Source organism: Anaerolineales bacterium, from assembly GCA_003105035.1.
Classification (GTDB): Bacteria; Chloroflexota; Anaerolineae; order Anaerolineales; family UBA4823; genus FEB-25.
In genome coordinates, this window is the sequence record PQAL01000024.1 from 93638 (window position 1) to 107542 (window position 13905).

At 52.6% G+C, this 13905-nt stretch carries 13 protein-coding genes; 8 read left to right on the forward strand and 5 right to left on the reverse strand.

All coding sequences use genetic code 11. From position 1 onward, the window contains the following. Positions 1 to 6: 6 nt before the first annotated feature. From C3F13_10405 to C3F13_10425, 5 genes are read right to left on the reverse strand one after another with little or no spacing between them, the layout of a single operon-like run. The gene (locus C3F13_10405) at positions 7 to 1077 is read right to left on the reverse strand and encodes a chromosome partitioning protein (protein PWB53102.1); all 1071 of its coding nucleotides are present in this window, start codon (positions 1075 to 1077) and stop codon (positions 7 to 9) included. Positions 1078 to 1093: 16 nt separating this feature from the next. Continuing rightward, positions 1094 to 1414 carry a hypothetical protein gene (locus C3F13_10410; protein ID PWB53023.1) on the reverse strand — a complete coding sequence of 107 codons (321 nt, stop codon included), beginning with the start codon at positions 1412 to 1414 and terminating at the stop codon, positions 1094 to 1096. A gap of 40 nt (positions 1415 to 1454) precedes the next feature. After that, positions 1455 to 2084 carry a hypothetical protein gene (locus tag C3F13_10415; protein PWB53024.1) on the reverse strand — a complete coding sequence of 210 codons (630 nt, stop codon included), beginning with the start codon at positions 2082 to 2084 and terminating at the stop codon, positions 1455 to 1457. A gap of 7 nt (positions 2085 to 2091) precedes the next feature. Next, the gene (locus tag C3F13_10420; GenBank protein PWB53025.1) at positions 2092 to 3834 is read right to left on the reverse strand and encodes an NADH-quinone oxidoreductase subunit NuoD; all 1743 of its coding nucleotides are present in this window, start codon (positions 3832 to 3834) and stop codon (positions 2092 to 2094) included. Between the two features lie 28 nt (positions 3835 to 3862). After that, entirely contained in the window at positions 3863 to 4540 is a 678-nt protein-coding gene (locus C3F13_10425; protein PWB53026.1) for an NADH-quinone oxidoreductase subunit B, read from the reverse strand. A gap of 127 nt (positions 4541 to 4667) precedes the next feature. On the opposite strand from C3F13_10425, the gene C3F13_10430 reads away from it, so the two are divergent. From C3F13_10430 to C3F13_10465, 8 genes are all read left to right on the forward strand, one after another. Continuing rightward, on the forward strand, positions 4668 to 5285 hold the full coding sequence (locus tag C3F13_10430) for a hypothetical protein (protein PWB53027.1): 618 nt from the start codon (positions 4668 to 4670) through the stop codon (positions 5283 to 5285). Positions 5286 to 5381: 96 nt separating this feature from the next. Continuing rightward, a complete protein-coding gene (locus C3F13_10435) occupies positions 5382 to 6140 on the forward strand; it encodes a hypothetical protein (protein PWB53028.1) in 759 nt (252 codons plus the stop codon). 24 nt (positions 6141 to 6164) lie between these two features. Continuing rightward, on the forward strand, positions 6165 to 6815 hold the full coding sequence (locus tag C3F13_10440) for a hypothetical protein (protein ID PWB53029.1): 651 nt from the start codon (positions 6165 to 6167) through the stop codon (positions 6813 to 6815). 18 nt (positions 6816 to 6833) lie between these two features. Next, positions 6834 to 8285, forward strand: a complete 1452-nt coding sequence (locus tag C3F13_10445) for a hypothetical protein (GenBank protein ID PWB53030.1) — start codon at positions 6834 to 6836, stop codon at positions 8283 to 8285. Positions 8286 to 8290: 5 nt separating this feature from the next. Then, positions 8291 to 9748: a hypothetical protein gene (locus C3F13_10450; GenBank protein ID PWB53031.1), complete on the forward strand. Its 1458-nt coding sequence runs from the start codon at positions 8291 to 8293 to the stop codon at positions 9746 to 9748. Positions 9749 to 9865: 117 nt separating this feature from the next. Next, positions 9866 to 11281, forward strand: a complete 1416-nt coding sequence (locus C3F13_10455; protein PWB53032.1) for a hypothetical protein — start codon at positions 9866 to 9868, stop codon at positions 11279 to 11281. Between the two features lie 14 nt (positions 11282 to 11295). Next, entirely contained in the window at positions 11296 to 12465 is a 1170-nt protein-coding gene (locus C3F13_10460) for an amidohydrolase (GenBank protein ID PWB53033.1), read from the forward strand. Between the two features lie 11 nt (positions 12466 to 12476). Continuing rightward, positions 12477 to 13904: a hypothetical protein gene (locus tag C3F13_10465; GenBank protein ID PWB53034.1), complete on the forward strand. Its 1428-nt coding sequence runs from the start codon at positions 12477 to 12479 to the stop codon at positions 13902 to 13904. The last annotated feature ends 1 nt before the right edge of the window (position 13905 follow it).

A 13905-nucleotide genomic window follows, 5' to 3' on the forward strand; every position in this document is an offset into this window, starting at 1 on the left:
CCTTCATTATTCGACAATCTTGATTGGGACTACATTTTCGCCAGCGAAGGCTGCCACACTCACCCTGGCAGCAATCTGCTCGGCAACGCTCCGCAGGGCAGCTGCAACCGGAGAAGTGGGATCGGTAACGACAACTGGCTTACCCGTATCCCCGCCCACACGCACGCGGGGATCGATGGGAATCGTGCCGAAGAAAGGCACATTACTCTGCCTGGCCAGCTGTTCACCGCCACCAGTGCCGAAGATATCCATGCGCGTGCCGTCCTCAAGCTGCAGATAGCTCATGTTCTCGACCACGCCCAGAATGGGCACACTCAGCTGTCGGAACATCTCTAAGCCACGGCGGGCATCTTCGAGGGAGACCTGCTGGGGCAAGGTCACAATGACCCCACCACTGAGTGGTAATGATTGGGTCAAGCTCAAGGCAGCATCTCCAGTGCCTGGGGGCAGGTCGATAATCAAATAATCCAGCTCGCCCCACTCCACGTCGCTAAGAAACTGTCGGATAGCGGAGTGCAGCATGGGTCCGCGCCAGATCAAAGGCTGGTCGGGCTTGACCAGGAACCCAATCGACATCATTTTAACCCCATAGGCCTCGGCAGGCACGAGCTTTTCTTTTCCAGGAGGTGGTAGCCTGGCCACTCCCATCATGGTGGGGATGTTCGGGCCGTAAATATCAGCATCAAGCAAGCCCACACAGGCACCAGCCTGTGCCAGGGCCACGGCAACATTGACTGATACGGTGCTCTTACCCACCCCACCCTTGCCCGATGCAATGGCTACAGCATTGCGAATGGGGAGCTGCATAACACCCCTGGCGCGGCCATCACTGGGCACGCTGGAGTCCATTTTAATCTCTACGCTGCTGACGCCTTTTAGCTGCATGACTGCAGCGCGGGCTTCGTTTTCGATTCTGGTTTTTAAAGGGCAAGCGGGGGTGGTCAACACGATGGTAAATTTCACCTGTTCACCCTTAATTTCCAAATCGCGGATCATATTTAAAGTTACGAGGTCCTTGTGCAACTCTGGTTCCTGCACTTTACCGAGCGCATCCAGGACAGCAGACTCATTAACCAACTCAGACATCATAAAATCATACCTCTTTCATATAACTGATAATATCGCGTTTTGCCTCGTCATATAGGTCAATCAAGGCTTGATCGCTTCCCTTATACCGCCTGACGGTATTACTGGCGCACACTACACAGCCTCGCATCGCTCGAAATGAATCAGATTGGCAAGTGGTACAACCTCCAATGCGGACCATGAATAGCACAAAAGCCGCCTGTTCTGGATCCGTGGGTTCAAGCTCGACCAGGTGCGAAATCAACCTTTCCCATTGCTCACCACGCAATTTCCTCAATGGCTCTATCGCCCTGGACGGAAATAGCAGGTCCACTTCACTGTTTTGCATCTACAACTCCACCAACTTGCCTACCAATAAAATGATTGTCTCAGGCGTGTGATGACTTTCTGGCTGCCCTTTGGGCTTCAGCTTCAAGCTCGGCAGCCTGCTCACGGGCGTAGTTGATTGGCCGGATGGAGGCATAATACGAGACAGGCTTGCCCAGGCGGGCTTTATCATATACATTAGACTTGCGCTCATAGGCCGATAATTCGTAATCGTGGTCCATCTTGATGGCGTCGAACGGACAGTATTCGGCACATAAGCCGCAATTCATGCAGATATCGATATCGATGGTGAACTCAGCTGGATCGGGGATGGGACGGCCTGTATTTGGGTCACTCGAACGCACAATCCAAATGCACTGGGGAGGACATACCTTGGCGCAGATACCACACGAGGTACAGCGGTAGACCTTTTCACCATCCTTTTCATCAAAGATAAGGAAAGGTACATATCGGAATTCTTCAGGGACAATGAGCTTCTCTTCGGGATACTGGATGGTGAATATCCCGCTGACATCCTTGCTGCTACGATACGCAACACCATCCGTTGAATAATAACGCTTACCATGTCGTCGAATATCATCCACATACGTCTGGATAAAATGCTTGAAAGCCAACCCCAACGTTTTGAGGATTCCTACGCCATATGAATAGGCATTCTTTTCTTCGGTCATTCTTCACTCACCTATCTGTCTCACCCAAGACGATATCGATCGAACCCAGGATCACGACCACATCAGCCACCTTATTACCAACACACAGCGTCTCCAAGGGCGTCAGGTTGATAAAGGATGGGGCGCGCACATGGTACCGCCAGGGGTTGGGCTTGCCATTTGAGATAACATAGAAGCCTAACTCGCCCTTGGGACCTTCCACGCAGCCATAGGCTTCACCCGCAGGCACGCGCACCTGGTATTGTGGCTTACCTTCCTGGATGGGACCTTCGGGGATGTCTTTCAGTACCTGCTGTAGGATACGCAAGCTTTGGTGCATCTCATCCAGGCGGACCAGGTAGCGGTCATAGACATCACCATGATAACGAACAGCGACATCAAAATCGAAGCGGTCGTATATGCTGTAGGGTTGAGCACGACGCAGGTCATAGGGCACACCGGATGCCCTCAAGACTGGACCAACCACCGAGAAAGCCAGAGCCTGCTCTGGGGTTAGCACACCCACACCTTCGGCTCGATGGCGCACGACCTCATTATTGGTGATGTACGTATCGAGATCATCAATCTTACGCGGTAAGCGTTCGAAAACCAGGTCTTTCGCTTTTTCCAAAATGCCATCCGGCAGGTCACGCGCCACCCCTCCGAAGCGGAAATAATTGCACATCATGCGTGAACCAGCGGTGGCTTCAAAGATATCGAGGATCAGCTCGCGTTCCTCAAACGCGTACAAGAAGGGAGTGAAATAAGCACCGAAATCGTTCATCAGGAAGCCGAACAACGCCAGATGATTCACGATCCTGGTGAATTCTGCCATCATCACCCGGATATATTCGGCCCGCTCAGGAGGCTTGATGCCCATCAGCTTTTCCACAGCCAGGGCATAACCAAAGTTGTTGCTCATTGAGTTGAAATAATCCAACCGATCGGTGTATGGCATATTACCCAGGAAGGTATTCCGCTCACCGATCTTCTCATGGTTGCGGTGCAGATACCCCATGACAGGCTTCAAGCCCACGATGGTTTCTCCATCCAGTTTGGCTGCCATGCGGAAGACGCCGTGAGTGGACGGGTGCTGGGGACCCAGGTTGACAATGACCTGCTCCGTGTCGATCCCGGTTGGCTCATCCGTCCGTTCCAGCTTACTCAGACCAGCGTACAGGGCAGTCTCCGGCTCTGGCACCCAGCTTTCAGGGTCAAAACCAGCGGGATAATCTACATTTGTTCCGAGAAGGTTTTTCTGCTCAGCACTTTGATAGATTCCTGCTGGCCAGCGGCTTTTAAATGGCTTGCCATCTTCTTCGTAATAACCTTCTTTCCAGTCCTTGCGAAGAGGATGACCGCTGAAACCCTCCCAGGTGAGAATCCGGCGCAAGTCGGGATGTCCTTCGAACTTGATACCCAGCAGGTCATATGCTTCACGTTCCTGGAATTCAGCGCCAGGATACACGGGTACCACCGAGGAGACCACCGGGCACTGCCGGTCCAACTGGACTTTAAGCACCAGAGGTGAGCCACCGGTTGACTTGCGCAGGTGATAGACCACTTCCATCTTATTCTCGGGCAGGTAATCCACGCCGGTGACCGAAGAGAGATAATCATAGCCGAGGTCATCACGCAGTCTCTGCATGGTGGATAGCAACAGCTCAGGCTTTACCAGATAACCTTCGTAATTTAGCCGCTCATCGTGTACGATAATGTCGGGGAAAATATGTGTCAGATCTGTGGCAAGTGCAATGCTTGGATTACTCATGAATATGCTCCCATCTCGGATCACGATTTCAACCAGCTGAAGTAGCAGGAGGCTGGTCGGGGGCTGGTTGAGAGGCAGCTATTTGAGCCTCTAATTTCGTTTCGGTGTACTCCTTGATTTCAATGTACTTGCGCGGATCAATCAGATCAGGACCTAGGATGGGAACTGGCAGAGGTTGTTCGGGACCCTTGCGATACCAGCGCACCGTCTTGATTGACTGCTTATCGATCATTTTATGAAGCGTGATAAAGCCGTTTAAGAGTGCCTGGGGTGTGGGAGGGCAGCCAGCCACGTATACGTCCACGGGAACGAACTCATCGACGCCGGAGACGACGTTGTAGCCTTCTTTGAACGGGCCACCGCCAGAGGCACAGGCACCCATCGCCAGAACATACTTGGGCTCAGGCATCTGATTGTATAGCCGGACGATTTGGGGGATCATCTTTTTGGTGACTGTGCCAGCAACGATCATCAGGTCAGCTTGCCGTGGGCTGGGACGCATGATTTCCATACCGAAACGGGCAAAGTCAAAGCGACTGGTAGCGGTGCAGATCATTTCGATGGCACAGCACGCCAGTCCAAACATCATGGGCCAGACGGAGGAGCGCCGCCCCCAGTTATAGATCTTATCGAGGGTGGTGATCGTTACCTGACCTTGCATCTCCGGTGGGATCTCGTAGCCTGGATTGTTCAACTCAAAGCTCATAAAAAGAACCTCCTCTACTCAATTTCCATATCAATTGGATTATACCTTCATCAGAGGGCATGTCAATCTATTTATGCAAATATATATTTGCATAATTGCGAAATTTGATTATAATGAGGAAAATTAAATGTCGAACGCACGCCAAAAAATCTTAGGTTATATCGAAGAACATCATAGCGCAACGGTAGATGAGCTGAGCAGAGTTTTTAAAGTAACGCCAGCCAATATCCGCCACCACCTTTCGATCCTGGTTGACCAGGATAGCCTGGAGATCATCGGCGTAAAGCCATCGGGCAACAAGGGGCGTCCCACCCAAATTTACAGGAGTGCCGCTCAGGTGAGGCTTAATAACCTGGAAAGCCTGACTGAGATCCTCTTGGGAGATTTTCTACAAGGTATAACCGAAGACGAGCGCGAGAGACTGCTCCGGCGGATCGCCAACCAGCTGGCTGCCAGCTTCACCTTGGAAAAGAATAACCCTACCCGCCGTATTTATGCTTGCATGCGTGTGCTTAACCACCTGAACTACCAGGCTCACTGGGAAGCACACATCGATAATCCGCGCATCATCCTGGATCACTGCCCTTATCAAGCCCTACGCACCCACCACCCCGAATTATGCCAAATGGACAGCTACCTGCTGGAGACTTTGCTGGATGCACCCATCAAGCAAACCGAGCGCTTGTCGAGCACACCGAAGGGTTTGCAACAATGCGTCTTTGCGTTGAGCAGACCGACTGGGTAATCCCCATTTCCTTTACCAAATAACAATAATAATATATAATATATAATATATCGCACGTTTGATATATCCGATTTGTTTTCACACTGAAAGAAGTATATGGATCTACCCAATCCAATCCCTGAGGCTGGTGAAGTCTTACGTAAACGCTCATTGACCGACGAAGTCTATGAATATTTATCCGGCAAGATCATTGCGGGGAACTATTCATCCGGAGATTGGCTACGCCAGGAAGACATCTCCACTTTGTTAGGAGTGAGCCAGACCCCTGTACGGGAAGCATTGGACCGTCTGGTGGCCACCGGCTTGGCAGAGCGTGTGCCCTACCGTGGAGTGCGCGTGCCCATCCTGGAAGACAAGGAAATTGTGGATGCCTTCCTGCTCCGCATCATACTAGAATCCACCGCGGCACGCCTGGCTGCGAACATCATTCCCAATGAAGAAGTTCAAGCCTTAACTTTCCTGATCGACAATACAGCTGAGTTGGTCAAATTGGAGGATATGGCGAGGCTACGCCAGCTAAACAAACAGTTCCACACCCGCATTGTGGAAGCTGCGAGTAGCCAGCTGCTTAATAAGCTCTATGAAATGACCACCAACGCCTTCCCTGATTGGATGCTCTATGAATACATGTTCCGCCACCCTGAGCTCCTACAGGCCAGCCTTGAACGCGAATATTCAGAACATCAGGCGATCATCGCTGCCCTGGGTGCCAGGAATGCAGAAGAAACTTCCAGCCAGGTAGCCACCCATATCAAGAACCAATGGCATGACCTAAAAACCTATCTAAATTTCTCGGACGACTTAATCCGCGAGATAGAAAATCAAATCAAGTCAATGTTCCCAAATCATCATTAATTAAGAAAATCAAAGGAGAATAAAATGCAAAACGAAGAGTTGTTTAAGGAAATGGCCCAAAGCATCACCGATGGTGATGACATAAAAGCAGCCGAGCTTGCACAAAAGTCTGTCGATCTGGGCATTGACCCATTGGAAGCGATCAATAACGGGTTTGTGAATGGGGTGAACTTCGTTGGCGACCAGTTCAGCTGTGGCAACATGTTCTTGCCCGAGCTGGTTATGGCGGGTGAAGCCATGAAGGCAGCCGTGGCAGTCCTTGAGCCTGAGCTGGCCAAGCGTGGCACTGAGCGGAAGATGCTGGGTAAAGTGGTGCTGTGCACCGTTGAAGGTGACATCCATGAGATTGGCAAGACGCTGGTCGGAACGATGCTTTCCGCCACAGGTTTCCAGGTGTATGACATGGGCGTAGACGTGCCAGTAATGAAAGTAGTCGAGAAAGCTCGCGAAGTTGGCGCAGATATCGTGGCGATGAGCGCCTTACTCACCACCACCATGGTGCACCAGAGGGATGTCATTGAAGCCCTTGAAGATGTTGGCATGCGCTCCAAGGTGAAGGTGATGGTAGGTGGTGCTCCAGTAACCCAGGATTGGGTGAAGCAGATTGGTGCTGATGGTTATAGTGAGGATGCCATTGGAGCAGCCCGGGTGGCCAAGCAGCTGCTCGGTGTGTAGACTCTTGCAGGAGCCTATATGACCGGGAAAATTAAATCAATCACCAATCCGAAACTTAACCTGGATATCTTATCTCCTGAAGAAATCCAGCGCACCCATACAGCCACCCTGGATGTGATCGAAACAGTGGGGGTACGCTTCCCCTCCAAACAAGCGCTTGATATCTGGGAAGATAATGGGGCACAGGTGGACCGCGACACTTCGGTGGTTAAAGTACCAGGAAAGGTCATCGAAGACGCATTGAAGCTTGCCCCACCGAAGTATGACCTGGCTGCCCGCAAAGCGGACCAGGACTTGCCTCTGGATGGCAACCATGTCTTCCTGGGCACCGATGGGTGCGGAGTGGAAGTGCTGGATATCCATACCGGCAAGCGTCGCACGTCCACCTGGCAGGATGTGGCCGATATTGCCCGGGTGGGCGACGCACTGGAAGAGATTGCCTTCCATTGGGTGGCCGTTTCGGCCCAAGACCTGCCTCCGAAGACACGTGGCCTGCACGAATTACGTGCCATCTGGGAAAACTCCACCAAGCATGCCCAAACAGAAAGTATTTACAATGCATGGGAAGCCCAAGCTGCAATCGAAATGGCGACGGCCATCGCGGGTGGCAGAGAAGCCCTGCGAAAACGCCCCGTCCTATCCATCATGCAATGCACAGCCCCACCCCTCGGGCAGGATGGCGGCAGTGTGGATGCAGCCTTGATCGGCGCAGCAGCAGGACTACCCGTCGGCTTCATGACCATGGCAGCCTGCCTGACCACAGGTCCGGCAACCCTGGCTGGCAACCTGGTGGTGGGAAATGCCGAAGTGATCAGCGCAACCGCCCTTATTGAGCTGGCCTACCCCGGAGCACCGGTATTCTACGCTGCTGCTCAAACTGCTTCAGACTTGCGCACGGGGGCGTACACCGGCGGAGGCCCAGAAGATTTCCTTTTCGGTGCGGCACAGAACAAGCTCTCTGATTTTTATAATATTCCGTTGTCGATGGGCTCATTCGCCACTGGCGCGAAGGAACCCAACTGGCAAGCAGGAGTGGAAAACAGTTTATCAACATTCATGGCCAGCGTGGTGATGTCGGATATGTTGCTTGGAGCTGGTTTATTGCATGGCAGTCGTATCTGGTCGTATGCCCAGATGTTGATGGACTGTGAGATATTCTCGATCATCCAGAAGGTAATGCAAGGCATTGTGGTTGATGATGAAACCCTGGCGCTGGATGTGATCCGCAGTGTAGGACCAGGAGGAAACTTCCTGAGCCAAAAACACACCTTGAAGCACATGCGTGAGATCTTCATCCCACAATTCATGGACAGGCGACCTTACAACGTTTGGGAAGAAAAGAAAGATGACGGCCGAGATTGGGCGTTGGAAAAAGCGCGCAAGATCCTCAGCACACACCAGCCCGAACCCCTGGATCCAGCAGTCTCCAAAGAACTCAAGAAGATCATTGCGTCCGTCGAGGTCAATTAACAATTATGCAGCCGAATATCTCCTTATTGAGTGATGAATTAGTCAAGAGGATCCTGGATGAAGCTTTTCAGCTGATGATCACACCAGGCATCAAGGTCCAGTCGCCGGCGGCCAGGCAATTGCTGGAAGAAGCCGGGGCGGATGTTAACCATGATGCGGAAGTCGTCCAAATCCCTGAGAAGCTGGTCTACCAGGCGCTTGAAAGCGCACCACACCAGTTCACATTATTCGACCGTGACGGGAATGCCAGGATCTATTATGGCGGCAACATGGTGCATTTCGATCCCGGTTCATCCGGGGTACACATCCTGGACCCAGAAACGGGCGAGCATCGCCCATCCATGGCGAACGACCTGGTTAATATCATCAAGCTGACCGAGATGATGCCGCAATTTGACGCCCAGTCAACCGCGGTGATCTGTAACGAAATCCCAAAGACGATCAGCGACTTCTATCGCTTGTACCTGGTGCTATTAAATTCTGTAAAACCGATCATCACCGGCGCATTTGCCATCCCCACACTGGATGTAATGATCGAGATGCTATCTATCTTTGCTGGTGGGCGAGAAGCGCTACGGGAGAAACCCCAGGCGGTTTTCGATGTCTGCCCATCGCCTCCATTAATATGGAGCAATTTTGGAGCCCAGAATTTAATCGACCTGGCCCGAGCTGGCGTGCCTGCCCAGATGGTCTCCATGCCGCTGGCGGGAGCAACCGCGCCGATCACCCTGGTAGGATCGGTGGTGCAACACGCAGCTGAATGCTTGAGCGGCGTCACCATTCACCAGCTCGCCAACCCGGGTGCACCCATCGTATGGGGAGGAGCACCAGCAATCTTTGACATGCGCAAGGGCACCACCCCTATGGGGGCCGTGGAAACAGCTATGATCGATGCCTCTTACGCACAAATCGGGAAATTTGTGGGTTTACCCACCCATACCTACCTGTGTGCCAGCGACGCCAAGGTGATTGATGCCCAAGCAGGCCTGGAGAGCGGGATGAGTGCGGTCATCGGAGCACTGGCAGGGATTAATATGATCTCGGGTGCAGGGATGCTGGACTTCCTGGCCTGCTTTAGCCTGGAAAAGCTGGTCATCGACGCTGAGATCGTAGCCATGGCAAAACGATTGTTATCGGGTATGCATACACCCACCGAAACCCTGGCGACAGCGATGTTTGAAGGGATTAATTTCAAAGGCGACTTTCTCAAGCAGAAGGTGACGCGCGAGCTGTTCAGCCACGAGCAATATCTACCCTCTAAAGTATTAGACCGTGACTCGATCCGTGGCTGGCACCAGGACGGAAGCCTGGATGCGCTCACCCGGGCAAAACATCAGGTAGAGCACCTGCTTGAGAATTACCAGGCACCGACAATCGAAAAAGCTAAACTCCAGGAACTGCATAAGCTGGTGAAACACCAGGCACAGCAAGCCGGTTTAGCCACCCTGCCTGGAGTAAATTGAATATTTAGGATAATCCACTTGGAGAGATGGGATGCTGGTCATCTCTCCATTTCGCACCTCTCATCTTTCGCCTGGTGATTGTAACCAATAATCGTGGTGAAGCTCGTAAAGGAGACTATGGGCGAATTCAAAGTGATGTCTGAAAATGAGATCGAAGCTGTGCATGCAGCAAGCCTGCGCATCCTGGAAGAAACTGGCTTGCTCCTCTCACATGGAGAGGCACGTGAGATATTCTGCGCAGCAGGAGCAGTGATCAATAAAGATAAAGTTCACCTTCCCCCTACCCTGGTAGAAGCGCAGGTGGCGAAAGCTACCAGGCGTGTGACTTTGCGTGGGCGGGGTGGCACAACCAAGGTGCTCGGGGATGGTACGCTGCACTGGCACAACCTGGGTGGGGCGCGCGATATTTATGATACTGAAACCAGCACACGGCGGAACGCCACGGTCCAGGATCTACGTGACTGCACACGTTTGCTGGATGCTATGGATGGAGCAACTACCATCACGCCCTTCTTCACGCCACTCGATGTGCCTGGTCACCTGATGTCTTTAGCCATGTACCGGCATGCCATACCAAATACTACCAAACCGCTCCAGGGACCTGGGGTACAAACCGCTGAAGAAGTTCAATTTGCAGTACGCATGGCTGGGGTGATCGGTGAACCCAGGGAAGTCTTCTCCTTGAGCGTCTCACCCGTCAGCCCATTGAATCTGTCGCATGGCTTAGCTGGTGCAATCATCGAAATTGCCAGGCTGGGCATCCCGTTTGCTCCACTCCCCTGCCCAACAGCTGGGACGACGGCACCATTTTCGATCGCTGGCGCTGTGGCACAACAGAACGCCGAAATCCTGGCATCTATCGTGCTGGCGCAGCTGGTGCACCCCGGTTTACCGATAATTTACTGTGGACGCCTGGCGATGATGGAACCACGCACGGGCATTTCCGTATGGGGCGGGGTCGAGCTTGGCCTGGCATCAGCTGCTACTGTGCAAATTGGACACCGTTATGGCTTACCGGTGAATGTGTATGGTTTTTCCACCAATTCTCACACACTCGATATCCAGAATGGCTATGAAAGAGCCTTAAATGCCATGATCCCGGCCCTGGCAGGTGCGGATGAGCTCTCTGGGATTGGGGAAATGGAAGCAGGGGTGATGGGCTCTTTTGCCCAGATCGTCAGTGACAATGAGATTGCCAGCAGCGTACGACGACTGATGCGTGGCTTCAATGTGAATGATGATTCCCTGGCCGTAGATGTGATTGCGTCTGTGATGCAAGGCAGCCATAATTTCCTCGGGCAAAAACACACCATGCGCTACCTGAGAGGTGGTGAAGTGCTGCTCACATCGCTGGCTGAACGCGGCTCGTGGGAGACGTGGGAGGCGAATGGACGCGTTGGCATGGCAGAAAGAGCACAGGCAGAAGCTGTGCGTATCCTGGCAAATCACCAGGTGCCTCCGCTTACCCAAAGTCAGGAAATGGAACTGGATGATATTCTCAAGGAAGCGGACAGAAAGTTAAAGAAGCACTAATCTCGGAGGTAGATATGCTGAATCAAGCGAAAGAACTCCAAACCAAATTAACCGAATACCGCCGTGATTTCCACATGCACCCGGAGCTCGGTTTCAACGAATATCGCACATCGGCGAAGGTGGCGGAGGTCTTGCGCTCCCTGGGTTTGCGGGTGAAGGAGAAGGTCGGTAAAACTGGCGTGGTCGGTGAGATTGGCCAAGGATTACCCATCGTGGCCATCCGGGCAGACATGGATGCCCTTCCGCTTCAGGAGGATAATAAAACCGCATATACATCGCAATACCCGGGCGTGATGCACGCGTGCGGCCATGATGCCCACACTGCCATCCTGCTTGGTGTGGCAGAAATTCTCTCCAAAGAAGAAAACCTGCCTGGCACGGTGCGTCTGCTCTTCCAACCCGCTGAAGAGGTGGCTGATGACGAAGGCATTAGTGGGGCCCCACGTATGATCGAAGATGGTGCCATGCAAGGTGGAGTGGGCCTGACCCTGGCGCTGCACGTATCGGCCCATGTACCCGTGGGTCAAATTCAGGTCGGAGCAGGCCCTTCCTCGGGAGGGGTGGATACTTTTCGTGGATCAATCATCGGGATGGGTGGTCACGGTGCCAGACCGCACGAGACGGTCGATCCTATCTACCTGTCAGCGTATGTCATTCTGGCATTACACGGGATCGTCTCACGCAGGTTGAACCCGTTTGACCCGGCTGTAGTGACAATCGGGTCGATCCACGCTGGTAACGCCGAGAATGTAATTCCGAACCAGGTGGATATCCTGGGCACCATTCGCTACATGGAGCATAAAGTACAGGAGCAGATCCACCGCGAGATAAAAAAAGCGTTTGATGTAGCAAAATCGCTGGGTGGAGATTATTCATTGAAGTTTGAGATCGGCACACCACCGATGATCAATGATGAAAAGGCGGTTGAATTGATCAAAGCCACTGCTACAGACCTGATCGGCAGTGAAAATATCCTGCCACCCCAGGATGGATTGGGCGCGGAGGACTTCGGATGCTTCTCTGAGCTGGCACCGGGGGCGATGTTTGTGCTGGGCAGCAAGGTAGAAGGTGACGAACGCGAACACCATAATTCACATTTTGATGTCAATGACGAATGCCTGCCATACGGGGTGGCCATCCTGGCTGATTCAGCGCTACGATTCATGAGAAAAGGTGGCTTCTAGCGAAATCCAACATGGACAAATCACTTGATGTCCATCCTTGTATCCAGGTGCTATCTGAAGAGGCTATCGCCCGCATCCATGCCACCTCCCTGAAGATACTTGCCGAGATTGGCATCCGGGTTGATTCTCCCAGGGCAATCACCGTATTCAAGTCAGCTGATGGAATCAGATTCATCGACGAGCAACACCTGGTGATCCAGCCCGAGCTGGTAGCCTGGGCGCTCGACCAGGCTCCTGCGAGCATCGCTATCTACAATCGGAAAAAAGAGCTGGTTACACACCTGGGCGAAGACCAGACCAGATTCGGTATAGGTGTGACCAATCTTTTTTACCAGGATCCGCAAACTGACCGGGTGCTGCCATTCGCTCGTGAGCATATGCGTAGCTCAGTGGCCATGGCGAATAGCCTGCCATCTTACGACTTCATTTCAACCATAGGGATCATCCGCGATGTGAAGCCTGATCAGGCTGACCTGGTGGCGACCCTGGAGATGGTAGTGAATACGGTCAAGCCATTGATCGTCCTGGTGTCTGATGAAAACCAATTTCAGCCGTGCCTTTCCTTACTCGAGCTGTTGTGTGGAGAAGTGACCGAAAACCCCTTCGTGATCCCTTACTTCAACCCGGTGACACCCCTGATCTTGAACAATAGCACCGCTCAGAACATGATGGCATCGGTTGAGAGAGGCCTGCCGATCATTTTTTCTAATTATGGAATGGCGGGCGTGTCAACTCCGATCACCTCTGCAGGGACCCTTGCGCTGCTCAATGCAGAACTACTGGCTGGATTGGTTTATAGCCAGCTGCTCAAGCCTGGCACACCTGTGATTTTGGGTAGCTTGCCGGCGTTCTTCGATATGAAAACCATGGTGGATTTCTTCGACCCGCAGACCATGCTCCTAAACCTGGCGTGTGCAGAGATGATGGCCCATTACGGCATCCCCCACGCTGGCACTTCCGGCAGCTCCAATGGTTGGGGGGCGGACCTGATCGCCAGCGAGGCGTTGTGGATTAACCACCTGACCAGCTGCATCGGGAAAGCCGGTCTGGCACCCTTCGTCGGTGGCAGCCTGGGATCCAAGGTCTTTTCGCCAAGCATGGTGGTGTATGCGAATGAGATCATTGAGCAAGCCAGGCATTTCAATAAAGGCTTCATTTTTAATGAAGAAACATTAGCCTTTGAAGAGATCAAAAAGACCGGTTTTGGGGGGAATTTTATCTCTTCTCGTCAGACAATGAAAGCGTTCCGCACAGCTTATCATACCAGCAGCATCTTCCCCCGGTTGGGTCTCGAGAAATGGCAGGAGCTCAGACAGCCCTTAGCAGACACATTCCTGAGAGATCGGACATTGGAATTACTCAGCCAGCCTAAGTACCCGGACGACAGGCAGGAGCTACTTGAAAAAGGCGAGTTTTTTATTAATCGTATCGCGAAATAAT